Source organism: Roseateles sp. UC29_93 (assembly GCF_042695725.1).
GTDB lineage: Bacteria > Pseudomonadota > Gammaproteobacteria > Burkholderiales > Burkholderiaceae_C > Roseateles > Roseateles noduli_A.
The window spans coordinates 3,227,050-3,251,583 of record NZ_CP170545.1 but is presented as its reverse complement, the minus strand read 5'-3'; the positions used below and the strand labels follow the sequence as shown (position 1 = coordinate 3,251,583).

General features: G+C 66.5%; 27 protein-coding genes and 3 pseudogenes. 23 read left to right on the top strand and 7 right to left on the bottom strand.

Annotation, left to right across the window (positions count from 1 at the left end; genetic code table 11):
* The first annotated feature begins 10 nt into the window (after positions 1-10).
* The 9 genes and pseudogenes from flgL (at position 11) to ACFJIX_RS15085 (ending at position 7,572) form a co-directional block, all read left to right on the top strand.
* A complete protein-coding gene (flgL, locus tag ACFJIX_RS15125) occupies positions 11-1,150 on the top strand; it encodes a flagellar hook-associated protein FlgL (protein WP_377161395.1) in 1,140 nt (379 codons plus the stop codon).
* A gap of 120 nt (positions 1,151-1,270) precedes the next feature.
* Entirely contained in the window at positions 1,271-2,416 is a 1,146-nt protein-coding gene (locus ACFJIX_RS15120) for an EAL and HDOD domain-containing protein (protein ID WP_377161393.1), read from the top strand.
* Positions 2,417-2,631: 215 nt separating this feature from the next.
* Complete coding sequence (locus ACFJIX_RS15115) at positions 2,632-2,835, top strand: hypothetical protein (protein WP_377161391.1); 204 nt, start codon at positions 2,632-2,634, stop codon at positions 2,833-2,835.
* Positions 2,836-2,998: 163 nt separating this feature from the next.
* Positions 2,999-4,414, top strand: a pseudogene (locus ACFJIX_RS15110) (PAS domain-containing protein); the annotation flags it as partial.
* Between the two features lie 76 nt (positions 4,415-4,490).
* A complete protein-coding gene (locus tag ACFJIX_RS15105; RefSeq protein WP_377161791.1) occupies positions 4,491-4,697 on the top strand; it encodes a histidine kinase dimerization/phosphoacceptor domain -containing protein in 207 nt (68 codons plus the stop codon).
* A gap of 16 nt (positions 4,698-4,713) precedes the next feature.
* The gene (locus tag ACFJIX_RS15100) at positions 4,714-5,160 is read left to right on the top strand and encodes an ATP-binding protein (RefSeq protein WP_377161389.1); all 447 of its coding nucleotides are present in this window, start codon (positions 4,714-4,716) and stop codon (positions 5,158-5,160) included.
* An 80-nt stretch (positions 5,161-5,240) separates the two neighbouring features.
* Entirely contained in the window at positions 5,241-5,573 is a 333-nt protein-coding gene (locus tag ACFJIX_RS15095) for a helix-turn-helix domain-containing protein (protein WP_377161387.1), read from the top strand.
* Positions 5,563-6,852: a type II toxin-antitoxin system HipA family toxin gene (locus ACFJIX_RS15090; RefSeq protein WP_377161385.1), complete on the top strand. Its 1,290-nt coding sequence runs from the start codon at positions 5,563-5,565 to the stop codon at positions 6,850-6,852. Before ACFJIX_RS15095 ends, ACFJIX_RS15090 begins: the two co-directional genes overlap by 11 nt.
* A 111-nt stretch (positions 6,853-6,963) precedes the next feature.
* Entirely contained in the window at positions 6,964-7,572 is a 609-nt protein-coding gene (locus ACFJIX_RS15085) for a response regulator (RefSeq protein WP_377161383.1), read from the top strand.
* A gap of 45 nt (positions 7,573-7,617) precedes the next feature.
* Here ACFJIX_RS15085 and ACFJIX_RS15080 read toward each other — a convergent pair whose 3' ends face one another.
* Positions 7,618-7,959: an ATP-binding protein gene (locus ACFJIX_RS15080; protein ID WP_377161789.1), complete on the bottom strand. Its 342-nt coding sequence runs from the start codon at positions 7,957-7,959 to the stop codon at positions 7,618-7,620.
* Positions 7,960-8,138: 179 nt separating this feature from the next.
* A pseudogene (locus tag ACFJIX_RS15075) lies at positions 8,139-8,306 on the bottom strand (PAS domain-containing sensor histidine kinase); the annotation flags it as partial.
* 1,276 nt (positions 8,307-9,582) lie between these two features.
* Here ACFJIX_RS15075 and ACFJIX_RS15070 point away from each other — a divergent pair.
* The 8 genes and pseudogenes from ACFJIX_RS15070 (at position 9,583) to ACFJIX_RS15035 (ending at position 14,905) form a co-directional block, all read left to right on the top strand.
* Complete coding sequence (locus ACFJIX_RS15070; RefSeq protein WP_377161381.1) at positions 9,583-9,966, top strand: Hpt domain-containing protein; 384 nt, start codon at positions 9,583-9,585, stop codon at positions 9,964-9,966.
* Positions 9,963-10,532, top strand: a complete 570-nt coding sequence (locus tag ACFJIX_RS15065) for a PleD family two-component system response regulator (RefSeq protein WP_377161379.1) — start codon at positions 9,963-9,965, stop codon at positions 10,530-10,532. Before ACFJIX_RS15070 ends, ACFJIX_RS15065 begins: the two co-directional genes overlap by 4 nt.
* Positions 10,529-10,864, top strand: coding sequence for a PAS domain-containing protein (locus ACFJIX_RS15060; protein WP_377161377.1), 336 nt, complete (start codon positions 10,529-10,531; stop codon positions 10,862-10,864). The genes ACFJIX_RS15065 and ACFJIX_RS15060 overlap by 4 nt, the downstream gene beginning before the upstream one ends.
* Positions 10,815-11,246, top strand: a pseudogene (locus ACFJIX_RS15055) (diguanylate cyclase domain-containing protein); the annotation flags it as partial. The gene ACFJIX_RS15060 and the pseudogene ACFJIX_RS15055, both read left to right, overlap by 50 nt.
* Before the next feature lie 145 nt (positions 11,247-11,391).
* Positions 11,392-12,168, top strand: coding sequence for a putative bifunctional diguanylate cyclase/phosphodiesterase (locus ACFJIX_RS15050; protein WP_377161375.1), 777 nt, complete (start codon positions 11,392-11,394; stop codon positions 12,166-12,168).
* A 57-nt stretch (positions 12,169-12,225) separates the two neighbouring features.
* Positions 12,226-13,446, top strand: a complete 1,221-nt coding sequence (locus ACFJIX_RS15045; RefSeq protein ID WP_377161373.1) for a hypothetical protein — start codon at positions 12,226-12,228, stop codon at positions 13,444-13,446.
* Between the two features lie 8 nt (positions 13,447-13,454).
* A complete protein-coding gene (locus tag ACFJIX_RS15040; protein ID WP_377161371.1) occupies positions 13,455-14,201 on the top strand; it encodes a GGDEF domain-containing protein in 747 nt (248 codons plus the stop codon).
* 98 nt (positions 14,202-14,299) lie between these two features.
* Positions 14,300-14,905 (top strand): hypothetical protein, encoded by a 606-nt coding sequence (locus ACFJIX_RS15035; protein ID WP_377161369.1) that lies wholly within the window; start codon positions 14,300-14,302, stop codon positions 14,903-14,905.
* On the opposite strand, the gene ACFJIX_RS15030 is transcribed toward ACFJIX_RS15035, so the two are convergent.
* From ACFJIX_RS15030 to ACFJIX_RS15010, 5 genes are all read right to left on the bottom strand, one after another.
* Positions 14,895-15,410 carry a DUF1697 domain-containing protein gene (locus ACFJIX_RS15030; RefSeq protein WP_377161367.1) on the bottom strand — a complete coding sequence of 172 codons (516 nt, stop codon included), beginning with the start codon at positions 15,408-15,410 and terminating at the stop codon, positions 14,895-14,897. The genes ACFJIX_RS15035 and ACFJIX_RS15030 overlap by 11 nt on opposite strands.
* A gap of 760 nt (positions 15,411-16,170) precedes the next feature.
* Entirely contained in the window at positions 16,171-17,415 is a 1,245-nt protein-coding gene (locus ACFJIX_RS15025; RefSeq protein WP_377161365.1) for a DUF445 domain-containing protein, read from the bottom strand.
* Positions 17,416-17,761: 346 nt separating this feature from the next.
* Positions 17,762-18,325, bottom strand: a complete 564-nt coding sequence (locus ACFJIX_RS15020) for an SMI1/KNR4 family protein (RefSeq protein WP_377161787.1) — start codon at positions 18,323-18,325, stop codon at positions 17,762-17,764.
* 55 nt (positions 18,326-18,380) lie between these two features.
* The gene (locus ACFJIX_RS15015) at positions 18,381-18,758 is read right to left on the bottom strand and encodes a hypothetical protein (protein ID WP_377161363.1); all 378 of its coding nucleotides are present in this window, start codon (positions 18,756-18,758) and stop codon (positions 18,381-18,383) included.
* A gap of 55 nt (positions 18,759-18,813) precedes the next feature.
* The gene (locus ACFJIX_RS15010) at positions 18,814-19,314 is read right to left on the bottom strand and encodes an endonuclease V (RefSeq protein ID WP_377161361.1); all 501 of its coding nucleotides are present in this window, start codon (positions 19,312-19,314) and stop codon (positions 18,814-18,816) included.
* 120 nt (positions 19,315-19,434) lie between these two features.
* Here ACFJIX_RS15010 and ACFJIX_RS15005 point away from each other — a divergent pair, with 120 nt between their 5' ends.
* From ACFJIX_RS15005 to ACFJIX_RS14980, 6 genes are all read left to right on the top strand, one after another.
* A complete protein-coding gene (locus ACFJIX_RS15005; protein ID WP_377161359.1) occupies positions 19,435-19,911 on the top strand; it encodes a hypothetical protein in 477 nt (158 codons plus the stop codon).
* A gap of 42 nt (positions 19,912-19,953) precedes the next feature.
* On the top strand, positions 19,954-20,409 hold the full coding sequence (locus ACFJIX_RS15000; protein ID WP_377161357.1) for a GNAT family N-acetyltransferase: 456 nt from the start codon (positions 19,954-19,956) through the stop codon (positions 20,407-20,409).
* Positions 20,410-21,213: 804 nt separating this feature from the next.
* Positions 21,214-22,386 carry a Fic family protein gene (locus tag ACFJIX_RS14995; protein WP_377161355.1) on the top strand — a complete coding sequence of 391 codons (1,173 nt, stop codon included), beginning with the start codon at positions 21,214-21,216 and terminating at the stop codon, positions 22,384-22,386.
* Positions 22,387-22,508: 122 nt separating this feature from the next.
* Complete coding sequence (locus ACFJIX_RS14990; protein WP_377161353.1) at positions 22,509-22,961, top strand: hypothetical protein; 453 nt, start codon at positions 22,509-22,511, stop codon at positions 22,959-22,961.
* A complete protein-coding gene (locus ACFJIX_RS14985; RefSeq protein ID WP_377161351.1) occupies positions 22,961-23,716 on the top strand; it encodes a 4-fold beta flower protein in 756 nt (251 codons plus the stop codon). Before ACFJIX_RS14990 ends, ACFJIX_RS14985 begins: the two co-directional genes overlap by 1 nt.
* 66 nt (positions 23,717-23,782) lie before the next feature.
* Positions 23,783-24,439, top strand: coding sequence for a hypothetical protein (locus ACFJIX_RS14980; RefSeq protein WP_377161349.1), 657 nt, complete (start codon positions 23,783-23,785; stop codon positions 24,437-24,439).
* Positions 24,440-24,534 lie beyond the last annotated feature (95 nt).

The window sequence follows — 24,534 nt, the reverse complement described above, 5'->3', positions numbered from 1 at the left end:
GGACGCAGCCATGCGACTCTCGACCAACAACATGTTCGACACCAGCATCGCGACGCTGCAACGCCGCCAGCAGGAGATGCAGGAGGCGCAGCAGCGCCTGACCAGCGGCAAGCGCGTCGAGAAGGCCAGCGACGACCCGACCGGCGCCGCCCGCGCCGAGCGCGCGCGCACCTCGCTCGGCCAGGTCGACGCGAGCCAGCGCGCGCTGGACGCCAGCCGCAACAGCATGACGCTGGCGGAAAGCGCGCTGGGCGACGCCAACGAGCTGATGCAGCAGATCCGCGAGACGCTGGTCGCCGCCGGCAACGCCAGCTACAGCGATCCCGAGCGGCAGGGCCTGGCGACCAAGGTCCAGGGCCTGCGCGACCAGCTGCTGTCCATCGCCAACCGCACCGATGGCGCGGGCGGCTACCTGTTCTCCGGCCAGGGCACCTCCGGCACGCCCTTCCTCGACAACCCGGTCCAGCGCGACGCGTCGGGCGCCCGCATCGGCGGCGGCGTCGGCTTCGAAGGCATCTCCGGCAACGTCACGACCGGCAACCTCGAGAACTACCCGCTCAGCGTCGACGGCCGCCAGGCCTGGGAGCAGGCGCGCAGCGGCAACGGCACCTTCGAGACCGGCCCCGCGCCCAACGCGCTGACCGGCAAGGCCTCGACGGGCTACATCGACTCCGGCCGCGTCACCGATCCCGCGCTGGTGACGGGCGACAGCTACAGCATCGTCGTCAGCGGCACGGCCCCGGCGCAGACCTACACGGTCTTCAACGAATCCCAGGGCCACGTGCCGGTCGCCAGCGACAACTACGCCGCCGGCCAGACCGTCAAGTTCGACGGCATGGCGATGACCATCGCCGGCGCGCCGTCCGACGGCGACACCTTCAGCGTCAAGCCCTCGACGGCGGACCTCAAGCTCTTCGAGGTGCTGGACCGCACCATCGAATCGCTCAAGACCACGGGCCGCACCGGCCCGGAGATCACGCAGTCCAACCTGGTGAACCTGCGCGACCTGGACGCGGTGATGAACAACCTTGCCAACGTGCGCAGCCAGGTGGGCGAGCAGATGAACAACCTGGACGGTTCGGAGTCCGCCTGCAGACGCTCAAGGTTTACAACCAGGCTGAGCAATCTGCCGCAGAGGATCTGGACATGACCCAGGGCATTTCCGACTTCCAGAATCAGCAGACGGGCTACGATGCGGCGCTGAAGACCTACTCGATGGTGCAGCGCATGTCGCTGTTCCAGTACATCAACACCTGATGCGCCGATCTGCATGAACTCGACACACGCCGTGCTGGGCCAAGTGGCCCTGGGGTACGCGCCCCTGGTTTCCAAGTCCTTCGACATCGAGGCCACCCGCGTCACGGTGTTCGCGCTTCGCCCCGAAGGCACGCCCGACGCGGGCGAACTGCTGGCCGCGCTCGCCGAGGCCTTCCCGACCAAGGCGGTGCTGCTGAACGTGGCGCACGAAGGCCTGCTCAAGGGCCTGCTGGCCGCCCCGCTGCCGGGCAATTTCAAGATTGAGGTTCCCGCCTTCCTGCTGTCCGACGCCGACCTGGCCGCCCAGGCGCAGGCACGCGGCGCGCTGCTGAAGGGTCGCTCCGACGCGGCCGGCTTCAAGCAACTGGTGCTGGATCTGCAGGAGCTCGGCGGCGGTCCGCTGCCGGCGGGCAAGTCGGTGCTGGTCTCCGGCGCCCGCAACGGCGGTGATTTCAAGCAGGCGCTGGATGCCGGCGCGGCCGGCGTGCTGGGCTGGACCGTGCACGGCGAGTTCGAGGCGCCTACCGCCCCGGCTGCCCGCAACGACTCGCAGGCCGACCTGCAGGTGATCGTCGAACTGATGTCGCGCGTCGACCAGGGCGAGGACGTCGAGCGCCTGGAGCAGACGCTCAAGCGCGACCCGAGCCTGGCCTTCAAGCTGCTGCGTTACATGAATTCCGCGGCCTTCGGCCTGTCGGTCGAGGTGTCCTCGTTCCGTCACGCGATCATGCTGCTGGGTTATGCGCGCCTGCGCCGCTGGCTGGCGCTGCTGCTGGCCACGGCCAGCAAGGATCACGCGATGCGCCCGGTGATGTTCGGCGCGCTGCGCCGCGGCCTGGTGATGGAAGAGCTGGCCAAGAGCATGACGGACTCCGAAGTCCGCGACGAGATGTTCATCTGCGGCCTGTTCTCGCTGCTGGACCACATGCTGAAGCAGCCGTTCGAGAAGCTGCTGCAGTCGATCCCGGTGCCCGAGCGCGTGCGCCAGGCGCTGGTCGACCAGAGCGGCCCGTACAAGGGCTACCTGGACCTGGTGCAGGCGATCGAGAACGAATCGGTCTTCGACGTCCGTGCCGCGCTCGACACGCTGATGCTGGGCCCGGACGAGGTGAACCACGCCGTGCTGCGCGCGCTGCACAAGGCCTCGCAACTCGAATGAGAAGTGGGCTCCAAGCCCACAGCAACGAGGCCTCGCCGGCAACCCCGCGAGGCCTTTTTCATTGCAGTCCCCGGTCGCAAAACCGTGGAAGTAGGACGGCGGTCCGGGACGGCAGGTCGCAGGGTTCTGGCGCTTGCCGCCAGGGCCCTGCGACCTGGCGGCCAACGCTCAATCCGTTGCAGATAGGCGGCCTCCACCCGGCATAAACTCGGCCCGTGTCGACGCAACTCCCCCTCGCCTCCCCCGATCTCGACGCGCTGCGCGCGCTGCTGACCGCGCGCGGCCTGGCGCTGGCCGACCTGCTCGCCGGCTTGTGGGAAGGACCGTGGCCGGCCTTCGTCCTGGACGCCAAGGGCCAGGTCTTGCTGACCAATGCGCGGCTGCAGGGGCTGATGGGCGAGGTCTCCCTGAAAAGGTGAGCACCTGCTGCCCAGCGGCAAGGCGCAGGAGTTGCGTCTGGTCGACGACCAGGGCCGCGATCACCTGCTGCAGGCCTGGGTGCATCCGCTGGACGGCGGGCTGGGCCTGGCGCTGCTGCAGGACCACAGCACCGAACTCGCGGCGCGGGAACGCGCGGAACGGATGCAGTCGGAGATCGACCAGTGGCTCGACCTCTGTCCCCTGCCCGCGCTGATGCACGACGACCAGGGCCTGCTGCTGCGCTTCAACGGCGCATTCGCGGCGCTGTGCCGGCGGCTGAGTCCGCAGATGCCGATCAGCCTGCACGAGCTGCCGCCCGAGTGGCGCGATCTCCTGCATGCGAAGGCGCCGGAGTCCGGCCAGGAAACGCACCGCAACGCACTGCTCGCGCCGCCCGGCGATCGTCGACGCTGGATCCGCGTGCGCGCGCGCCGGCTGAGCGGCCCGTGGACGCGACCGCGCACGCTGGTGATGCTCGAGGATCGCAGCGCGGAGCAGGATCTGGAGCTTGCGCAGCAGCAGTTGCAGACCTTGATGGACACGGCTGGCGTCGGGCTGGCGACCTTCCAGGCGGAAGGCGGCTGGTCGCGGCCCGGCACCGGCGCGCCACCGTCGCCGCCGGTGCCCGGCGACGAGGGCATGCGGCCGGCGCCCGCACTGCAGGGCGTCAACCGCGACATGGTCGAGCCCGAATCGCGCGCCGAATACGAGAAGCTCCAGCAGGCGCTGAAGCAGGCGACGCCGACGGTGGCACGCTACGCGGTCCGGCATCCCGAGCACGGACTGCGCTGGCTGATGACGCGTGTCGAGATCGGCCAGTTGGCCTCGGGCCAGAAGACGACCTCGGTGCTGACCGTCGACATCACCGATCACCAGCAGGCGCAGGAGCGCAACGAGCTGCTGCAGCATTCGCTGAACCTGCAGACGGAGCGCGAGCGCGCGGTGCTCGACTCGGTGCTCGTGGGCATCGTGACGGTGGGCCGGCAGGGCATCGAATGGATGAACCGCTCGGCGCGGCGGATGTTCGGCGGGGACCTGCCGGAATTCGCCGGGCAGCCGATCAGCAGCGTCGCGACCGAGGCGCCGGATGATCCGTTCCGCCAGACGCATTACCTCGACGACTTGCCCGAGGGCCAGGCCGAGACCTTCGAATGCCGCGTGGTCGCGCGCGACGGGCGGGAGTTCTGGGTGGTCGGCAACGCCGTGGCGACGGTCGGGCCGGACAGCTCGCGCCAGCTGACCTACGCGCTGCTCGACATCGAACGCCGCCGCCAGGCCGAGGCGCAGAGCCAGCAGGCGCAGGCCTCGCTGCACCGGATCATCGAGGCCGCGCCCATCGCCATCAGCCTGCACGACGCGCGCACGCTGCAGGTGCGCCAGATCAACCAGGCCGCCGCCGCTCTGGCCGGCCGGCCGGAGGAAGAGCTGCTCGGCGCGAGCCTGGAAGCACTCTTCGGCAGCGGCGACGAGGCGGAGACAATCCGCTCGGACATGGAATTCGCGCTGCAGAGCAGCGAGGTGCTGCAGCGCGAGTACCGGCTGACCGTTCGCGGACAGGCGCGCATCTGGGACGCGCGCCTGCTGCATCTGGCCGGCGTCAACGACGCCGAGCGGCGAGCTGGAGCCGGAGCAGCTGCTGCTGGTCGCCACCGACGTGACGCAGCAGCGCGCGCAGGAAGCCGCCCGTCTGGAGGCCGCGATCGCGCAGCGCGAGCTGCTGGTGCGCGAGGTCCACCACCGGATCAAGAACAACCTCCAGGGCGTGGCCGGACTGCTGCAGCAGATCGCCGCCCGACGGCCCGAGGTGCGGACGGTCATCAACGAGGCCGTCGGCCAGGTGCAGGCGATCGCGCAGGTCTAACGGGCTGCAGGTGGGGATGTCGGGACCGCTGCGGCTGCGCAAGGTCGTCGAGGCGGTGATGGGCTCGGTGCAGCGGATGTTCGGACGGGAGATCCTGGTCGAGATCGACGGCGCGATGGCCGAGCAGTCGCACCGCTGGGGCCTGCCCGAGGCCGAGGCGATCCCGATCGCGCTGACGCTCAACGAGCTGTTCACCAACGCGGTGAAACACGGCGGCGAGACGCCGGTGCGCTGCGAACTGCGCTTCGATCCCGAGCAGGTGGTGCTGCGCATCGTCAACCAGGGGACGCTGCCGGCGGGATTCGACCTCGCGCAGGTGCGCGGCGGCGTGTCCGGACTGGGTCTGGTGCGCGCGCTGCTGCCCAGGCGCAGCGCGCTGCTCGGCTTGACGCAGGATGGCGATCAGGTCGTCTGCGAGCTCAGCCTGTGGCCGCCGGGGGTGCAGTTGCTGGAGGCGCTGTAAAGCCCTTTATTAAACCAATTAAACCGCTTTTATTTCCATAAATAAGGCACTAGGCTAATATTCCACGAAGGAGTCATTTCGTGAGAACGCCGGCCAGACCCTATCCAGACGCACTCATCGCCCAAGCCAGCGCGCTTGGCGCGCGAGTCCGTGCCGCACGCACTCGTCGCGGTTGGCGCGTGGAAGACCTGGCCGCCCGGGCGGACCTGTCGACAAAGTCGATCGCGGCGATTGAACGCGGAGACCTCGGCACTGGATTCGGCGCCTATCTACGCGCGCTCTGGGCGCTCGGACTCAACGAACAGATCGATGTGGTCGCGGATGCTGGTCTGGACCACACCGGACTCACGCTCGAACTCGGCGCACATGGCCGGCGCGTGCGTGTGAGAAGAGCTACCGACAATGACTTCTAAGTCCGCCTACGTCTGGTGCTTTCTACCTGGGGAAACGCAACCGACGTTGTGCGGCCGGTTCACGCACGAGGCCGTTGCGAATGGATCGGCTCAAGGAGCGTTCGTCTATGGTCGTCGCTATCTGGAACGCAACGACGCCTTGCCAATCGATCCAATTGCTCTGCCGTTGAACGACTCCCCAAAGACAACGGCATCGCTCGGCGGACTCTTCGGTGTCATCGCCGATGCATCCCCAGACGACTGGGGCCGCTTTGTCATCGATCGCGCCTACGGTCAGCAATCGTCGCCGATCGACTACCTGCTGAAATCGCAACAGGATCATGTCGGTCATCTGGCGTTCAGCGAATCTCCAGAGCGGTTGCCTGAATGGCTTGATCCTTGGGATCGGTCCTGGCTTGAAGATGCGTGTCATGTCGTATCGGCGCTCGATCTCCAACGTCCCTTGCCACCGGAGCTGGAGCGCCAGTTGTTGCCCAACACGGGCCTCGGCGGCGCGCGACCGAAGATCACCATTGCCGACGGCCGTCAGCAGTGGCTGGTGAAGTTCCCGTCGCGGCGCGACTCGGCGCAAGCGCCGATGGCACGGTTGGAAGCCGCGGCGTTGACGCTCGCGAGCCGATGCGGCATCCGGGCAGTCGTCCATGAAGTGGTCTCCATCGCGGAGCTCGACGTGCTGCTCGTGCGACGCTTTGACCGCACCGCGCGCGACGGGGGATGGACACGCGATGCATTCCTCAGCGCGCGCACCTTGCTGGCCAGCGGGGAATCGACCCAGCGCTACAGCTTCTTCGGCTCGTATCCTCGGTTTGCGCGCGAGTTGGGTCGGCTCTCCGCGCGCAGCGCGGCAGACCGCCGCGAGCTGTTCCGGCGCATGGTGTTCAACGCCGTCGTCGGCAACGGTGACGATCACGATCGGAATCACGGCATGCTGGCGGACGAGGAACGTCCCGACGCCTTCCGCCTCGCGCCCGCCTACGACATCGTCCCTGCGCTGCGGCCTCCCAGGGTCCGTCAACAGGCGTTGGGCGTCGGCGATCTCGGCGCGTGGGCCACGCGCGAAAACATGCTGTCCGCCGCCACGAGCTTCGACCTCGACGAGGCGGGCGCCAGCGCCGTCATCGACGAGGTCGAAGAGGCCGCGCTCGATCAATGGGCGCAGAGTTGCCGTGATCAGGGACTGTCCGCCGCATCCGTGTCGGCACTCTCCGCGTGTGTGCAACGCATTCCCGATTCGCACGTCGACGGCAGCGCTTCGCCCGGCCCGCGGGGTCGGTTGTGACCACCCGAAACCGGGGTCCGGCCCCTGCGGACCCGTCCACGGCATTTCGGTGACAATCTCCAGTCCCCCGTTGATCGGGGTTGCCTTGGATTCGGGAGCAGCGTGGACAGCGTGAGCAAGGACGTGGGCGCGAGCGGCAAGGGCCGCATCCTGGTCGTGGACGACGACCGGCTGGTGCTCGCCACCCTGACGCACGGCCTCGCCCAGGCCGGCTACGAGGTGCTCGACGCCGACAACGGCGACGACGCCATCCTCATCGCGCGCCAGCACCGCCCCGACCTCGCGTTGCTCGACATCCGCATGGAAGGCATGACCGGCTTCGACGTCGCCGGCTACCTGCGCGACTACCTGCAGCTGCCCTTCATGTTCCTCTCGGCCTTCGCCGACGAGGCCACCATCGCCAAGGTGAAGGAACTCGGCGCCCTCGCCTACCTCGTCAAGCCGCTGGACATCCACCAGATCGTCCCCGCCGTCGAGGCCGCCTTCGCCAACCGACCCGCGCGCACCGTCGCGGCCCCGCCGGCGCCAGCCGTCGAGCCGAGCGCGTCACTCGAAGTGATCGAGGCGATGGCCTTGGGCGTGCTGATGCACCGCTACTCGCTGACACGCGCGCAGGCGCTGTCGCGCCTGGAGCGCATGGCCGCGGAACAGTCGGTCGAAACCGGGGAACAGGCCCGACGCATCGTCGAGGCGGTCGAGCAGCTCGCGCTCGGGAGCTGATCCGCCCGGCGGCTCATCCCCCGACGGACGCGGATCTGTCGCCGCTCAGTTCGGCAGCGTGAAGTAGAACCGGGCGCCCTGCCCGACTTCCGACTCGGCCCAGATGTCGCCGCCGTGCCGGCGCACGATGCGCCGCGCCGACGCCAGCCCGACGCCGGTGCCCTGGAAGTCGCTCGCGCTGTGCAGCCGCTGGAACACGCCGAAGAGGCGGTCCGCGAAACGCATGTCGAAGCCCGCGCCGTTGTCGGTGACGACGAACACCCGCTCGCCCTGGCGCTGCTCGGATTCGAAACGGATCTCGGCGTGGTCGCGCTTGCCGCTGTACTTCCAGGCGTTGCCGAGCAGGTTCTCCAGCACCATCCGCAGCAGCGTCGGATCGCCCTGCACGCGCAGACCCGGCTGAACCTGGGCATCGACCGCACGGTTCGGGCGCCGCGGCGGAGTTCGTCCAGCACCTGCGACGCCAGCAGCGACAGGTCCACCGTCTCGTGCCGCAGCGCCTGCGACGACAGGTGCGACAACGCCAGCAGCGAGTCGATCATGCTGTGCATCCGCGTCGACGCGCCGAGCACCCGGTCCAGGTGGTCGTTGCCGGCGCGGTCCAGCAGCCGGCCGTAGTCTTCCTTGAGGATGCGGGTGAAGCCTTCCACCACGCGCAGCGGCGCGCGCAGGTCGTGCGACACGGTGTAGCTGAACGAGGCCTGGTCGGCCCGCGCCTGCTCCGCAGCCTGCATCGCGAGCGCCGCCGGCACGGTCTCGACCGCGCCCTGCGGCCAGAGCGTCAGCAGCGTGCCGCCGCCATGCGGCAGCGCCGTCAGGCACAGCCACCAGGCGCCGCACGCGCTGCCGGATTGCAGGTCGGGCTGCGCCAGCGCCTGGCGGAGCTCCTCGGGCAGTCTTTCCTCGCAGGCGCGCCCACAGCTGACCCCGGGCTTCCGAGCCGCCCATCATCTGCGCGGCCGCCTCGTTGAAATCGATCAGGCGCGTGGACGACCCGGACCCGCCGCCCGCACCGCCGCCGTCGCTCAACAGCCAGGCGGGGCCGGGCAGTGCCTGCAGCCAGTCCGTCGTGGCGGTGGGGACAGCCCCCGCCGAGGCGCCCGACGGTGCCGTGTCCGGACTCGTCGCCGACGCTTCATCGAGCACGCGCGCCGCGCCGAGATAACCGGCGAATCGGCCCGCGGCGTCGGTCGTCGCCTGGCCGCGCAGTTCCCAGCGGCGGCCCTGACCGTCGACGACACGCAGGCGGTCGAAGCTCTGTCCCGGCTCGACATGGCGACGCACATCCGGCAGCAGGCCGTCCGGCGGTGAATCGTCCGGCCCGGGGGACAGGACGGGCAAGGACTGAAAACGTTCCCACAGTCGCTGCGTCACGGCGCCGTTCATCGCCGTGCCGGCCCAGCTCGAGGCGGGCGCGCCCTGCGGCGCCTGCCAGCGCACGAGGTGATGTTGCGCGTCGGTCTGCCAGAGCCAGTCCGGCTGCAGCTGCGTCAGCGACGACGCCTGCTGCCGGCTCTCGCGCAGCAGCTCGCCGAATTGCGCCCGCGCCAGCCGCACCGCGAGGTGCCAGGTCAGCGCGGCCACGAAGATCATCAGCGCGGCGCCCGCCATCACGGCGGTCAGCACCAGGCCGGGGCCGGTGGGCTCGAGGTTGAGCGCCAGCAGGAGAAGCAGGACCACGACCGCCAGCCCCAAGGCCAGCGCGGCTCCCTTCCATGGCCGACGGCGCGCCGCGGCTTCCCCCAACCTGTTCATGCGGACCATTGTAGGCAGGCAAGCGCTGACCCCCGGGCCTCGAACGCGGGGCGGGGATGCCCGGCGCTTCGCGTCAGGCGGCATGGATGCGACACCCACCCCAGGACTTACCCCGAGCGGCGTCTCCAAGAACACCAGAATTGACTGCTTTTTCGCACGCTCGCATCCTTGCGGTGAACGACAATGGTCTGCAACTCCGCGTGGAACCTCCTGCGGCGCCATGATCAGAAGATGTCACCAGACTACGCCACGACCATGCCCTCCCGGACACAGCCCGAACCCGCCGTGCTGGACGATCAGGCGCTCGCCCGTCTGCGCGAGTTGGACCCGGCCGGCGTGAACCATCTGCTGGAACGTGTCGTGGCCGCCTTCCTGAAGTCGCTGGATCAACAGGAGCAGATCCTCGCGCAGGGGCGCGACGCGCCCCGCGACCTGAACGCGCTGCGCCACGTGGCGCACACCCTGAAGTCCGCCGCGGCCAGCCTGGGCGCGACGGTGCTGTCGCAGCGCTGCGCCGAGATCGAAGGCCTGGCCCGCGCCGGTCGCGAGGACGGCCTGGCCGACCTCATCGGGACCGTGCTGGACGACATCGCCGCCGCCCGCCTCGCCATGCAACAACTGCTTCACCCCCCACGATGAGCCGCGTCGTGAAGGAAGGCGAACTGATCGAACGGCCGCGCGTCCTGCTGGTGGACGACGACGCGGTCAACCTGATGCTGATCGAGGCGGCGCTGCAGGAACACGGCTTCGAGGTCACCGCGCTGACCGGCGGGCAGCAGGCGCTGCAGCTGGTCACGCAATGGACGCCCGAGCTGATCGTGCTGGACGCGCTGATGCCGGACCTCGACGGCTTCGAGACCTGCGAGCGCCTGCGCAACCTGCCCGGCTTCGAGAACGCGCCGATCCTGATGCTGACCGGCCTCGACGACGAGGCCTCGATCAACCGCGCCTACCAGGCCGGCGCGACCGACTTCTTCGTCAAGTCCACCCAATGGCGGCTGCTGGCCGGCCGGCTGCGCTACATGCTGCGCAGCTCGCGCACGCGCCAGGAACTGGAGCGCAGCAAGTCCAAGCTGGCCCGCGCGCAAGACCTGGCCCGCATGGGCGGCTCGAGTGGCAGACCGGCCACGGCTTCAAGCTGGCCAACGAGGCGCTGCGCGTCTTCGGCCGCGGGCCCGCCGATCCGCTGGACTTCATCGGCGTGATGCGCATGGTGCCGCGCGAGGAGCGCCTGCTCTTCATGCGCCTGCTGCGCGACGTGGTCGCCCACAACTCGGTGCTGGTGACCGACCTGCCGTTCACGCTGCTGGACGGCCGCAAGCGCGTCATCCACATCGAGGCCGAGCCCGAGTTCAACGAGCACGGCAACGCCTGCGGCTACACCGGCGTCATCCAGGACGTGACCGACCGCCGCATGGCGGAGGACCGCATTCCGCGAGCTGGCCAACTTCGACGCGCTGACCGGCCTGCCCAACCGCCGCCAGCTGATGTGGCGCGCCGAGCGCGCCATCGAGGCCGGCCGTCGCATGGGTCATGAGGTCGGCCTGCTGCTGATCGACCTGGACCGCTTCAAGGTCATCAACGACACGCTGGGCCACGCCGCCGGCGACGACCTGCTGATGGAGGTCGGCCGCCGCCTGCGTTCCTGCGTGCGTCACAGCGACCAGGTGATGGAGGGGATGCTGGAATCGGTCGGCACGCGCTCGCACCGCACGCTGGAGGCGGTGGGCCGCCTGGGCGGCGACGAGTTCGTCGCGCTGCTGCCCGAGGTCGGCGACGAGAGCGATGCCGAGCGCGTCGCCCAGCGCGTGCTGGACGCCCTGCGCGAACCCATCTTCATCGCCGGCCAGGAATGCTTCGTGACCGCGTCGGTGGGCATCTCGCTCTACCCGCGCGACGGCCTGACGATGGCCGACCTGCTGCGCAACGCCGACGTCGCGATGTACGCGGTCAAGAACCAGGGCCGGAACGCGTCGGCGCTGTACTCGCCGATGCTGGCGGGCCGCGGGCGCGAAGCTCGAGCTCGAATCCGCGCTGCACAAGGCGATCGAGCGCGACGAGCTGGTGCTGCATTACCAGCCCAAGATCGACGTCCGCACCGCCCGCATGGTCGGCGCCGAAGCGCTGATGCGCTGGCGGCGCGGCAACACGCTGGTGCCGCCGGGCGACTTCATCCCGCTGGCCGAGGAGACCGGCCTGATCGTGCCGCTGTCCGAATGGGCGCTGCGCGAGGCCGCGCGCCAGGCCAAGGTCTGGCAACTGAATTTCGGCTTCAGCGAATCCATCGCGGTGAACCTGCCCAACCGGCTGTTCGAGCGTTCGGACCTGGTCGAGCACATCCACCAGTTCGTCAGCCAGTGGGGCGTGCCGCACCGCGCGATCCAGCTCGAGATCACCGAGACCGGCCTGATGAAGGACCTGCAGAGCGTGATCCCGTCGCTGCACCGGCTCAACGAGGTCGGCGTCGAGATTTCGATCGACGACTTCGGCACCGGCTACTCGTCGCTGGCGTATCTCACGACGCTGCCGATCTCCGAAGTGAAGATCGACCGCAGCTTCGTCCGCGACCTGGGCATCACGCCGCAGAGCTCGGCGGTGGTCACCGCGATCATCGCGCTGGCGCGCTCGCTGGGCCTGCAGGTCATCGCCGAGGGCGTCGAGACGCTGCGGCAGATGGAAGTGCTGCGCAGACTGGACTGCAGCCTGATGCAGGGTTTCCTGTTCAGCAAACCGCTGCCACCGGACGACCTGGAGCGCTGGCTCGCGCAGACCGTGCTGCCGCGCAAGGCTCCCTGGATCCTGCCGACGTCCGACGCCGGCGAAGACCTTCCGACACGCTGATCCCGGTTCCGGCCGCGAGCGTCAGCGCCCTTCCCTGTTTTCACCGAGCTCCGACCGATGCCGCAGCAGCCCCCCGCTCTCCTGGCAAAAGCGGCCCTGCGCCGGCTGGCGCTGGACAAGCTGGAACCCACCCCCGAGAACTACGCCGCGCCTATGCGCAGGAGTCCGGCGAGCCCGCCCGCGGCGGCGCGGGCACGCAGTTCCGAACGTGCACAGGCATCGGTGGCGCGGCTGCTGGGCCTGGCCGTGCCGGATCCGCAGCAGCGCCAGGGCTTCGCGACGCAGGTGCGCGAAGGCAGGTGGGACGAGCTCCAGCGCGCGCTGGAAGGGCTGCAGCAGACCCACGGCCCCGGCGCCCAGGCCGAGCAACTGGCCCAGCTGATCGAACGGATGATGCGCGGCCTGGAACGCGGCGGCCGGCAATGGACGCTGGCGCGCAAGAAGGACGGCGTGCTGCGCGTGCTGCAGAGCAATCGCAGCGACCCGCAACGACTGACCCTGCGCCTGAAGCAACTGGTCGCGAGCTGGGACAGCGACGTAGGCGACTCGCGCGTCGAGACGCAACCGGCCCCGCTGGATGAATTGCCGTCCACGGTCGGCTCCGGCGCGGCGCGGGCCGCATCGGTCGCACAGGACGATGACGACGAGGACGAAGAGCGCGCCGGCACGCCGACGCAGTTCTTCACCGACGAAGAGATCGCCCAACCGCCGGCGGAGGCCGGCGCCGCGGCAGCGCCCCAATGCGGAAGGCGGGCGCTACGGCACGCTCGACACGCTGATGGGTGGCTCGACCGCAGACACCGCGGCCACCGGGACGTCGGCCACCTCCGACGCCGGCCTGCAATCGTGGCAGGAGGTCGGCACGCACTTGAACGGCACCGTGCGGCACGCACTGCGCTCGGACGACGCGCGGGCGCAGGAACTGATCGACGAACTGGGCGTGGCGCATGCGGAGCTCATCCGCGACGGCGCGACGCCCGAGCGCTCGGCGCAGATGGATGCGCTGTGCATCCGCGCGCGGCGCTGGCTGGACCACCGCAATCACGCGTTCACCGAGCTGGGCAAGCTCTGCGGCGAGCTGACCGGCAGCCTGACCGACCTGGCCGAGGACGACTCCTGGGCGCAAGGCCAGTGCGAGGCGATGAGCCAGACGCTGGCGCAGGGCCTGACGGCGCGCAGCGTGCGCTCGGTCAGCGAGCTGCTGCACAGCACGCGCGAGCGCCGGCGCCAGCCTGCGCGAGGAACGCGGCCGCGCCCGCGACGCGCTCAAGGGCCTGATCAACCGCATGCTGCAGGAGCTCGGCGAACTCGGCCAGCACACCGACCGCTTCAGCGACAGCGTGGGCAAGTACGCGACCGTGATCGAACAGGCGGACTCGCTGGAGAGCCTGGCGGGCGTCGTGCGCGAGATGGTCGAGGAAAGCCGCAGCGTGCAGTCGCTGGTGCAGAACACGCAAGGCCGCTTGCGCGACGAACACGACCGTGCGACGCAACTCGCCGGGCGCGTCGAGCAGTTGGAAGGCGAGTTGCGCCGGCTGTCCAGCGAGGTCCAGACCGACCAGCTGACGCAGGTGGCCAACCGGCGCGGCCTGATCGCGACCTTCGAGACCGAACGGGCCAAGCTCGACCGAGATCCCAAGCCGCTGGCGCTGGCGCTGCTGGACATCGACAACTTCAAGAAGCTCAACGACAACCTCGGCCATGCGGCCGGCGACGAGGCGCTGAAGGCGCTGGCGTCGCGGGTGTCGGGGCTGCTGCGACCGGGTGACAAGGTCGGGCGCTGGGGTGGCGAGGAATTCGTGCTGATCCTGCCAGAGGCGCCGCTCGAGGAGGCGCAGGCGGTGCTGCTGCGGCTGCAGCGCTCGCTGTCGGCCAGCCTGTTCATGCACGAGGGACGCGACGTGTTCGTCACCTTCTCGGCGGGCGTGACGCTGTTCCGCGCGGGCGAGACGATGGAGCAGGCGCTGGACCGCGCCGACGAGGCGCTCTACGAGGCCAAGCGCACCGGCAAGAACCGGGCGTGCGTGGCCTGAGGCGCATCATGCGTCCGTGGCGGCGCGCCTGACGCCGCCGTCCTGCTCGACTGCCCTCGATGGCGCCACGAACCGGTGCCGCGCCAGGAGCCCGACCGATGGACCACGCCGCGATCGATCCGACCCAGTTCATCCACATCCGGATGGTGCTGAGCATGGTGGTCAGCCTGTCGATCGCGCGGCTGCTGTCGGGGCTGGCGAAGTTCGTGCAGCACCCGGGCCGGCTGGAGGTCGACGGCGTCCACCTGCTGTGGGCGCTCTACATGCTGGTGACGCTGATCCACTTCTGGTGGTGGGAATTCGCGCTGAGCCGCATCGGCCCGTGGCACTTCCTGCAGTTCGCGTTCGTGGTCGGCTACAGCGCGGTGCTGTACCTGCTGTGCGCGATCCTCTTCCCCGACGACATCGCCGAGTACGGCGGCTACCGCGGACTACTTCCAGTCGCGAAGACGCTGGTTCTTCGGGATCCTCGCGTTCACGCTGCTGCTGGACGTGGCGGACAGTGCGCTCAAGGGCGTGGCGCACCTGCAGGAACTGGGCACGGCCTACGGCGTGAAGACGGCGGCGGCCATCGTGCTGTGCGGCGTCGCGGCGCTGGTCACCAGCCGGCGCTTCCAATGGGCGCTGGTGCTGGTCGCGCTGGCGGTGCAGCAGTGGTGGATCCTGCGGCTCTACAACGTGCTGTCGTGAGCGTCAGGCCTTGATGCACTTGCGCACGGTGTCGACGGTGCGCGTGGTGATCTGCTTGCCGAAGGTCTTCTCCAGCATCGTCATGAACAGCGGTCCCTTGTCGTTGGGCAGGTAGTGGCTGTAGACCTCGACGCCGTCGAGCTTGCAGATCGCGGCGCCCTCGCCTTCGAGCGGCAGCGAGACCTGGCCCTCGTGCGGCTTCTTCAGGAAGGTGATCAGCTGCTTGGCCGCGGCCGGTGGATTGAAGACGGCGTGATGCTCGGCGTCGACGATCTGTCTGAGGTGTTCGACCGGCCGCACGGTGGTGCCGAAGGTCTTGCCCAGCGTGTCGGTCATCGCCTGCTCGGCGATGCGTTCGAGCTCGTCGACCGGTGCGCCGGGGTGATCGAAGACGACATTGCCGCTCGAGATCACGGTCTTCACCCGCGTGAAGCCGGCAGCCTCGAACGCACGGATCAGGTCCGGCATCCGGGCGTTCATCGGGCTGACACCGCGGAGGAAGGCGACGTAACGGGGCATGGTGGCGATTCCTGTTCTGGCGACGGCTGGAGTCTAAGGGCGAGAGGTCCCGCATGCAGCGCGTCACCCATCCGCGACGTCGCCCCCTAGTCCAAGGACTTGGCCCGGTAGTGCGCACGCTCTATAACCGAGGCCATTCCAAGGGGGAGACGCGACCATGGCGACACTCGATCCTGCACTGACGCGATTTCTGTCGTTCCTTCGACAACATCCTGAAGTGCGTCGGAGGTTGCCGGCGCCGCCGGACAAAACAGTCGTCTACAGCGGTTCGCTGTTGAAGCTCGAAGCGTCAACAGCCGAGGGCACACCTCAGGGCGAGGAGAAGCAGCGCTTGAGCGCCTGGGAATGCCTGGCCATCGCCAGGCGGCAAGATCCCGTTCGGTTCGATTACGTCACTCTCGAGGACCGACTGCGACAGTTCCATGTGGCGGAGTTCGGGCGAATCCCTGTTCGATCACGCGCTGCGCGTGGCCAAGCACCTCAACCTCATGTCCCGCTATGCGGAGGCCACGATCCTGTGGCGAGCGCTTTCCGGGATCTACGTGCAAGGCGCCAAGGGGCGGGTACGCGCTCTGGTGCTCCCAGGTCCAGAGATCGCCAAGTCCGTCTTCAGCCTGACGGAGGTCCAGGTGTTGTCCCGTCCCGATGTATTGAGTCAGATCGACGTCAATCCGGATCTGCTGCGCGACTTCCGCCTGCAGGTGCGCACTGGCCTCTCCCCACGCCATTGGTCATCATGTGAGGTCGGACGCACGCGCACTCAGCGGGTCATCCATACGGTCACCGCGTACAGCAGCAGCCCGATCACGCCGCCCACCAGCGTGCCGTTCAAGCGGATGAACTGCAGGTCGCGCCCGACGCTGAGCTCGATCTGCCGCACGAGGCTGCGGTCGTCCCAGGCCTTGACGGTCGACGCGATGTGGCGCGTGACGCCCTCGCGCATGCTGCCGACCATGCGCTCCGCGGCGGACAGCACGTGCTTGTTGATCGCCTGCACCAGCGCCGGATCGCGGCTCAGCCGGTCGCCGAGCGCCGCCAGCGACTGGTCCAGGTGCCGCATCAGCACGGAGTCGTCGCGGCGCAGGTCCTGCTCGATGATGGCGCGGACTTCCGTCCAGACGCCGTCGAGGTAGGCGCGGACGTCGTCGCTCTGCACGACGCGGTCCTTCATCGCGTTGACCTCGCTGGCGAACTCGGGGTCGTGGCGCAGGCGCTCGATGAACTCGTGGATCCAGTCGTCGAACTGGCGGCGCACCGAATGGTCCGGCTGCGAGAGCGCGGTCTGCACTTCCTCGACCAGCTGCAGCGCGAGCTTGTCGGACAGGCTGTCGGCCATCTTGTCGACGTTGGCGATGGTGTCGACGAGCTTGACGGCCTTCGGCCACTGGGTGCTGGCGAACTTCACCAGCCGCGCGGCGACGAGCGCCCTCACCTCCGGCGTGGAGAGGTAGTCGCGCAGCTTGGACAGCGCCCCGTCGAGCACGTCCTGGTGGCGACCGGACTTGGTCAGCACGTCCAGGACCGAGGCGGCCGTGCCGGTGGCGTTCCAGGACAGCGCGCGGGCGACGAGGAACTCGCCGATGGCGCGGCGCACGGCCTGCTCGTTGAGCAGCGAGAGCGCCTCGACGGCCATCGTGCGGACGGAGCCGGTCACCTGCGCGAGGTTGGCGGGCTCGCGCAGCCACTGGCCCAGGCGCTCGGCGGGGTTGAGGATCTCCAGCTTCTGCAGCAACACCTCGGGGCGGAGGAAGTTGTCGCGGACGAACTCGGCGAGGCTGTCGGCGATGCGGTGCTTGCCCTGCGGAATGAGCGCGGTGTGCGGGATCGGAATCCCGAGCGGGTGGCGGAACAGCGCGACGACGGCGAACCAGTCGGCCAGGCCGCCGATGGCGGCGGCCTCGCAGAAGGCCTTGAGCCAAGCCCAGGGGCCTTGAGCGCCCATGAGGAGGCTCACGATCAGGCCGGCGAGCGACGCGAGCAGGCAGCCCAGCGCGACACGCTTCATGCGGCGCAGGTCGGCGGCGCGGGGGTCGGAAGGACTCGGTGAAGGGATCAATGGCATCGGCGACGGGGCGGCAGGTTCGGTGCCCTGGGGCACTTCCTGGCCGAGCGGGGCGATAGGGAGCTTGTATCACCTCCGGCCGCACACGCCCGGTCTCGGCAGAACACCACCGCCGCGCCGGTCCGGATGGAGGCCTCGCAGGCCCGTATCAGACGGATGCAGTGGAAGGACCCCTTGCCGAAGACCTTCCACTTGGGATCGATCTCTCAGTCCGGACGACACGGGAGTTCACCCGAGACGTCGAGGTGCAATGAGGGGCCAGGCGTTGCCGGTTCGCCCGCTGGCAGCGTCAGGCGTCCTCTTTGGGAACCAGACCGCCGTAATCGTCCGAGTACACGTACTCGCCGGCCAGGACATCCGATACGTACTGCTTCAGCCATGCCGCGAAGCTGTTCCCCAGGATCTCCCGCTCGCTCGAGTCGTGCCACATGGTGATGACCTGGCCGACCTGCCCGGCCTCATCCGGCGCGAGGTCGAGGCAATAGTGATCGCCTGCGCCGTTGTAGGTGAAAGGGATCCAGCGCGCGTTCCACCAGTCGTTGCGGACGCCCTCTTCCGGTTCGGACTCGATGCCCTCGAAGTCCCCCGAGTCGAGCAGTTCTTTCCAGACCGTCCATTGGTCCAGGATGGCGGAGGTGGACAGGAAGTCGGCGTTGTCGAACAGGCCGCCGGCCGAGTCCGACTGCCCGTTGTGGATCTTCAGGCAGTCGATGAAGTCTTGAGGAAGCCGAGCGCCGAGCGCCTGCTCCAGCGCGGAGATCTCTTCGTCTGTCGCGGGCGGGTTGAGGGAAGCGAGCCCCTCCGGCCAATTGGCGGCGAGCCAGTCCTCGAGCTGTTTCCAAAGATCGTTCATCAGTGCCACTCCTCCGATGCGCGCCCTTTGCAAGGGCCCGCGTGTTGATCCCCGCTCAGAAGTCCCGGTACTCCCCACCCGGCTCACCGTCGTATTCGTCGGGATCCACACCGCAGACTGCCGCGGCGTCGATGAACAGCGGGACCAGCAGCTCCCGCTCGTCGGTTTCGAGCAGGCCATCGTCGGCGGCCTCCATGACCTCATACAACCCATCGTAGAGTTGCTTCATCTCGGCCAGCACCAAGGCGTCCGTCGCCGGCTCCGGCAAGGCCTTCAGACGATCGAAGAACGCCTGGATCTCGGCATCGATGGCGTCGGTCGCCGCCTGCGTATGCGCCGAGCCTTCCCCCTCGCGCATGGACGTCCAGTGCGCTTCGATCTCGGGCCTCTTGTCGGCCAGCAGATCATCCAGCCGTTGATTGCGCTCGCTCATCGCTCCATCTCCCTTGGGGTTGTCACGCCGCCAATGGGCGGCGCGGGGCACTCTATCAGTCCGCGTTCTTCGCGAGGCGGGCGGCGAGCTTCACGAGCGTCGGCACGCGCTTCCTGCCGTGCATGGATCGCAGTCGCACCTTGGCCGCGCCGATGTCGATGCCCGCGCAGGTCATCACCAGCGGCGGCGTTTCCTCTTCACGCATGACCTCGAACTGCGACGACAGACCCGGCAGGCTCTTCTTCGACACGCCGACGACGGGCACCTGGCCACCCAGCGCGTGGTACAGGTGCTGGCCCAGACCCGGCGTGTCGTCGGCATCCAGATGGACGAAGCCATCGATCAGGAGGAGCTCGGGTTCCAGGTTGTGCTCGCGCAGCAGTTGCATCACGCAGGGCAATTCCCGCAGGTCGAGTTCTCCGCGGACAGCCTTCTCGACATGGGCGATGCGCGAGACGTAAGTCTTCTCCGCTTCAGCGGCATCCCAGGCATCGAACGCCACGGCGGCGGCATTCGCCTGCGCGCCATCGAAGTGAACTGCGACGATGAGTTTCATGCGCGGGATTATGGGTCGCGCGTTCCGAGGTCAGTCGCTCCGTGGGCTCACTGGATGCGATCAAGCGTCGGATTGGCCGGGACGTCCCGCTCATAAGATCCGCGCCTGGAGAATGCACCCATGAAGAGCCATCACGTTCTGCCATCGAGCACCGCAGTCATCCTGGCACTGCTGACCTTGACCGCTCATGCGGTGCAGCCGGGCGTGCCGACGTACCGCATGCCGTCCATCAACGCCAAGGACCACTTCGCCGTAGCGACGCGGGGCGGTGATCAATACGCGCTGTCCGCGCAGCCCTGCGCGTACAGCGCGGTGACGCACCACCTGGACGTGGGTCACGCGATGGCTTGCAGGGACGTGGCAGGCGGGTGCATCGATCCGTCAACCACCAAGGGCTCGCCGTGGAAAAGCGCGCTCGTCATGTATCCCGACATGCGCCACGTCTCCGAGGCGTGTTGGAGAGCGACAACCGTTTCTGACGCGGCCAAGCAGAGCAAGACCGAGATGGCCTCGATCTGCGCTCCGGACGATACGTACCGCCACATGGCCTGCCAGCTCATTCCCATGAGTGATTTCAAGCCGCTGGACGAGCGTTAGCAGCGCCGGCAAGGCCCGTGGTGAGCCACCGACAATGCCCGCATGGAAACCCCCTGGATCATCCGGCGCGTCGCCCCTTCCGACGCTGATCAAGTCGCGGCGCATGGCTGCTTTCGAGAGGACGATGTCGAGCGTCGCCCCGCCTACTCGGCCTGGGTGAAGCCGCGCATCGGGTCCGGGAGCTATCTAGGCTGGTTCGCCGTCGACGACGGCGTCGTCGCGGGCGGCGCCGGCGTGATCCTGCTGGACTGGGGACCGACACGCGGCAATCCCGGCGGCCAGATGGCCCGGGTCACAAATGTCTTCACCGCCGACACCCATCGCCGCCGCGGGGTCGCGAAGGCGCTCGTCGTGACCGCGCTTGAGCACCTGCGCGGGCTGGGCATCAACGAGGTCCGGCTCGGCGCGACCGAGGACGCGCGGGAGCTCTACCGATCGCTGGGGTTCACGGAGTACGCGGCGGAAATGCGGACTCGGTTGCAGATGCCCGAGGGGTAAAAGCGGCGGACTCGTGCGTGGGCGCCGGTTGGGTCCCCTCGGCGGTCGCTGGCGACCGTTCTATCGGTGTGCTTCAGGCGCCATTGGGAGCGGCCCCTCCCACCCTGAATTCCGCCGCCAACCGCAGGTCCGACAGCCGGTGGCGTGCCAGGTATTGACTGGTGACGAGCAGAGCGGACATGGGGGATCGGTCCTGTTGCAGCGATGCCCCATCCTGTGATCGACGAACTCCTGCGCGACCTCCAGCGGAAGGCCTTCCAGCCTTGCGATCTCTTCGGCGTAGTTCGCCGGCGGCAGCGTCGAAAGCTGTGCGACCGTCTTGAGCGTTACGCCATGGTCAGCAAGGATGACTGCGCCGCATTTGATGCAAGGTTCGCGAGCTATGGACATCGCCGAGGGTTTGTGGAGGTGAGCGGCTGGAAGCCTAACCTAGCCAATGGTCCGCCTCCGGTGCAGGTCGAGCTCGTCGAGCGCGAGGACCGCCCCGCCCCCTGCGATCAAGGCCGATCGGCAGCATCAACCGGAAGATCTGCTTCGTGCCGACCAGCTCGGCAACGGGCATGACCTGACACGCACGACCGCTGACCTCACGGATCGACACGGGAAGACGCGCCGCTGGACGAGGGCCACGCCATGCAGATCTCGGGCGTCTTTTCGACATGGCCGCAGCCGTCCATTCAACATCCCAAAAATCTAAATTCAACATACCGACCGACAACGAAAAATCTAAGTCATTGTCAGAACGAAGAAATTCCTACAAGATTCAACATACCAAAAAGAGCGATTCAACTTACACAACACATCATGGCGAAGTTCGTCGACCATCCGCTGCGCCTGTTGAACCCCAACTTTTCGTCGCCACTGCTCGACGTCCTGACGGACCTGGAGCAACTGAGGCGGCTTGAGATCAAGGGATCGACGCCCCCGACGGTGTTCTTCCAACTCAAGCAGGTGTTCCATCTGCTGGAGAGCTTGGCGTCCGCTCGGATCGAGGGGAACCACACGACGCTGGCCGACTACGTCGAGACCAAGTTCGCGGATCCCAAGTCGTCGGAGCCCTCGCTGGTGGAAGCGGATGCTTTGCGAGAGATCGGGAACATCGAACTCGCCATGGATGAGATCGAGGGCGCCATCACGCCCGGATCGCCGGTCACCGCGCATCTCCTGCGCGGCTTGCATGCGATGACCGTTGACGGTCTCCAGCGCGAGGGTGACAAGACACCTGGCGCCTACCGCAGCGGCGCAGTGGAAATCGCGCTGTCGGAGCACGCACCGCCTGACGCGATGCAAGTCGATGCCTACATGCAGGAGCTCATCGACTTCGTCAACCGCGACGACCAACGCAAGTACGACCTCATGAAGGTGGCGCTCGCGCACCACCGCTTCGCATGGATCCACCCATTCGGCAATGGGAATGGGCGCGTCGTGCGGCTCTTCACTTACGCGCTGCTGATCAAGTACGGGTTCAGGGTGAGCGCTGAAGACGGGCGACTGTTGAACCCCGCCGCAGTCTTCTGCGCGGATCGCGAGAAGTACTACGAGATGCTGTCCTTGGCGGACTCGGGGACCGATGAAGCGCTGGAGGCGTGGTGCACCTATGTGCTTTCAGGCGTGCGGGATGAAGTGCGCAAGCTCGACCGCTTGGCGGACTATGGAAACCTCACCGCGGAGATCCTACATCCGGCGTTGGCCCATGCGCGAGCGCGCCAGCTGATCACGGCGCAAGAGGAACGCATCCTGAAGGTGGCGATCAACAAGAAGGTCGTGAAGTCGGCCGACCTGGCCGAAGCAATGCCCGGGATGAGCAGCCAGCAGCGCACGTATCAGATTCGCAGGCTGCTGGACAACGGGATGCTGCAGCCGACGCATCCGGAGGCGCGGCAGTACACGCTCGGGTTCAGCAACAGCATGCTGCTGCGGGGGGTGATCAGGGCGTTGACGGATCGGGGATTCATTCCGAGAGCGGTAGCCGCGTGAGATGCAATTAAGAATGTTGCGCTCAGGCCAACCCGGCAACAGCGGATCTCTATGAGCCAGCGCCAACTGGCAATACATTAATTCCGCAAGACGAAAAACACATCCGCCCACAGGAGCGCCACGTGGCAACCAGTCCGAATACCCCTGCTCAGCCGGCTGCACCGGCGACTCCGGCTGCGGCCGCAACGGTTCCACCAATTCCTGCATCTCCGCTTATCAATCCACTTGGCTTTATCCAGTCGAGTCTCGCCGGAGTCACGGTTGATGACCTATTGAAAAACAAGCCAGCGCTGACCATGCTGTTGCATGATCACAATAGACTCAACAACGAAAATGGCTCGTTGAAAAATGAACTCAATACTGCAAATACGTATGTCAGCGGCTATGACCACGCAAAAACAAGAGCGCGAACCGGCGCCGTTTTCCAAGCAGCAGCAGCCATACCAGTCGGATTTGCAATTAACATTCTGACAGGCGGAAATAATGCATTAGCGACCACGGGGTGGGCTATTCTTGCGCTTGGTATTGTATTTCAGATTGTCGGACTGTACTATGCATTTTGGGGAGACAATTAATGTCCGTGCGGTATATATTCAACACCAGCGGAGCATACGTTGCATTCGTACAAGGCAATCATCTATTTGATCCAAACTGCAACTGGATCGGCTTTATAGAAGATGGTGACGACGTATATAGCGCCGCCGATGGCTCTTACATTGGTACGCTATCAAATGATGACCGGCTTCTCGTAAATATGAATACTCAAGGTCATAGCCGCCTTCGGCCTCTACGGCCCATGAGGCCTCTTCGACCCATGCGCCCCATGCGTCGGCTTCGGATGCCCAGACTACCACGTGGGTTCAAAGATTACTTTGAAACACAGCTCCCTAAGCCCGCCGCATCCAAACTCTTAGAATCAATCACTAGCCTTATAAATTCTGGCCACATTCCGCCTGAAACCGCCGCCGATCTTCTTGCCAATATCGGCACTCGAAATTTCGCAGAAATATTGAGTACGGACTCAATTCTCGGAAGTCAATTAAAAACCCCAAGCGGAGTTTTTCTCGGAAACGTCAATCGCAACAAATTTGACACCGATTCTTTAATCAACCCTTACGGCGCGCATGGAAACCGGTTCGCCGCAGAGTCAATATTCAACCAATATTCTCAATATGGAAGCCCGTACGGGACAGAGTCGCCTTACAACAGATTTTCTACGACTCCGCCAATCTTTGTAAAAAATGGAGAGACATTAGGCTATCTCACAGTCAATCAATACCTCACCCCAAGGTTGGATCCAAACGATTTCATTACTTGGCTAGGAAATTGATGATTTAGAATTGGCCGGTCGAACCAATAGAAGACTAAAAATCTTGTTCGCAACCAAGGGGCATGCATGAGTGTTTTAAAGGAGTTCGAATACTGCGTTCCAGATTCACAAAAGCTAGCAGATTTGTATGGCATACAAATTAATCTGGAGCAAGCCGTACGTTTCAGCGACCTTCACATCGAGATCGATCCTACGGCGCCCGGCCTATCGACAGACGAAATTATGCGTAGGGAGCATACGCGACACGCTCTATGTCGAGCTGCATTCATAAGCTACGGCCGATGTTTTGGCAGCGGCGCTCGCAAGGCTGTCGACGCTAGCTTGATTGAACGATTGCCCTCTGAACTTCAGCGACGCCACGCGCAGGTCGGAGACTTACGAAACAAGTGGGTTGCACACTCGGTAAATCATTTTGACGATGTTCGAGTCAGAATCCAGGCGGTCGTGGAGGACAACGGCAACCAGAGAATCACTGGGGTTTCAATGGCCGCCAATCTGGTTGGCGGCTTCTTTCAGGCGTGGATGATTGCGTACAGAGAGCTTTTCGTCGCGGTGCTTGAGTGTGTTAAAGCCGATGTAACCATCGAATCAAACAGGCTTTCAGAAAAGGTGAAGGCGATGCCCGAGACAAGTCTTGCCAAGCTCAGGCGCGTCGATAACGAACCGCTCACGCGCAAGTCGTGGGACCCACATCAGAGCCGGGGGCGCTTCAAGGTCAATTAAAGCGACTTGCATGGATCCCTCGCGAGGCAATCAAAACAAAACGAGTGCCACACGCTCCCGCGTGGGCACTCGTTTTCTTTTGGGGGTCTGGGGTT

Excerpts from the sequence above, each read along its gene's own strand:
- ACFJIX_RS15040 (WP_377161371.1), top strand. The coding sequence starts at position 13,455 with ATGCTGCAGGAGCTCGGCGAACTCGGCCAGCACACCGACCGCTTCAGC.
- ACFJIX_RS14980 (WP_377161349.1), top strand. The coding sequence starts at position 23,783 with ATGAGTGTTTTAAAGGAGTTCGAATACTGCGTTCCAGATTCACAAAAG.
- flgL (WP_377161395.1), top strand. The coding sequence starts at position 11 with ATGCGACTCTCGACCAACAACATGTTCGACACCAGCATCGCGACGCTG.
- ACFJIX_RS15120 (WP_377161393.1), top strand. The coding sequence starts at position 1,271 with ATGAACTCGACACACGCCGTGCTGGGCCAAGTGGCCCTGGGGTACGCG.
- ACFJIX_RS15015 (WP_377161363.1), bottom strand. The coding sequence starts at position 18,758 with ATGAGCGAGCGCAATCAACGGCTGGATGATCTGCTGGCCGACAAGAGG.
- ACFJIX_RS15045 (WP_377161373.1), top strand. The coding sequence starts at position 12,226 with ATGCCGCAGCAGCCCCCCGCTCTCCTGGCAAAAGCGGCCCTGCGCCGG.
- ACFJIX_RS15035 (WP_377161369.1), top strand. The coding sequence starts at position 14,300 with ATGGACCACGCCGCGATCGATCCGACCCAGTTCATCCACATCCGGATG.
- ACFJIX_RS15100 (WP_377161389.1), top strand. The coding sequence starts at position 4,714 with ATGTCGGGACCGCTGCGGCTGCGCAAGGTCGTCGAGGCGGTGATGGGC.
- ACFJIX_RS15065 (WP_377161379.1), top strand. The coding sequence starts at position 9,963 with ATGAGCCGCGTCGTGAAGGAAGGCGAACTGATCGAACGGCCGCGCGTC.
- ACFJIX_RS15030 (WP_377161367.1), bottom strand. The coding sequence starts at position 15,410 with ATGCCCCGTTACGTCGCCTTCCTCCGCGGTGTCAGCCCGATGAACGCC.
- ACFJIX_RS15000 (WP_377161357.1), top strand. The coding sequence starts at position 19,954 with ATGGAAACCCCCTGGATCATCCGGCGCGTCGCCCCTTCCGACGCTGAT.
- ACFJIX_RS15020 (WP_377161787.1), bottom strand. The coding sequence starts at position 18,325 with ATGAACGATCTTTGGAAACAGCTCGAGGACTGGCTCGCCGCCAATTGG.
- ACFJIX_RS15025 (WP_377161365.1), bottom strand. The coding sequence starts at position 17,415 with ATGAAGCGTGTCGCGCTGGGCTGCCTGCTCGCGTCGCTCGCCGGCCTG.
- ACFJIX_RS15010 (WP_377161361.1), bottom strand. The coding sequence starts at position 19,314 with ATGAAACTCATCGTCGCAGTTCACTTCGATGGCGCGCAGGCGAATGCC.
- ACFJIX_RS15005 (WP_377161359.1), top strand. The coding sequence starts at position 19,435 with ATGAAGAGCCATCACGTTCTGCCATCGAGCACCGCAGTCATCCTGGCA.
- ACFJIX_RS15090 (WP_377161385.1), top strand. The coding sequence starts at position 5,563 with ATGACTTCTAAGTCCGCCTACGTCTGGTGCTTTCTACCTGGGGAAACG.
- ACFJIX_RS14995 (WP_377161355.1), top strand. The coding sequence starts at position 21,214 with ATGGCGAAGTTCGTCGACCATCCGCTGCGCCTGTTGAACCCCAACTTT.
- ACFJIX_RS15070 (WP_377161381.1), top strand. The coding sequence starts at position 9,583 with ATGCCCTCCCGGACACAGCCCGAACCCGCCGTGCTGGACGATCAGGCG.
- ACFJIX_RS14985 (WP_377161351.1), top strand. The coding sequence starts at position 22,961 with ATGTCCGTGCGGTATATATTCAACACCAGCGGAGCATACGTTGCATTC.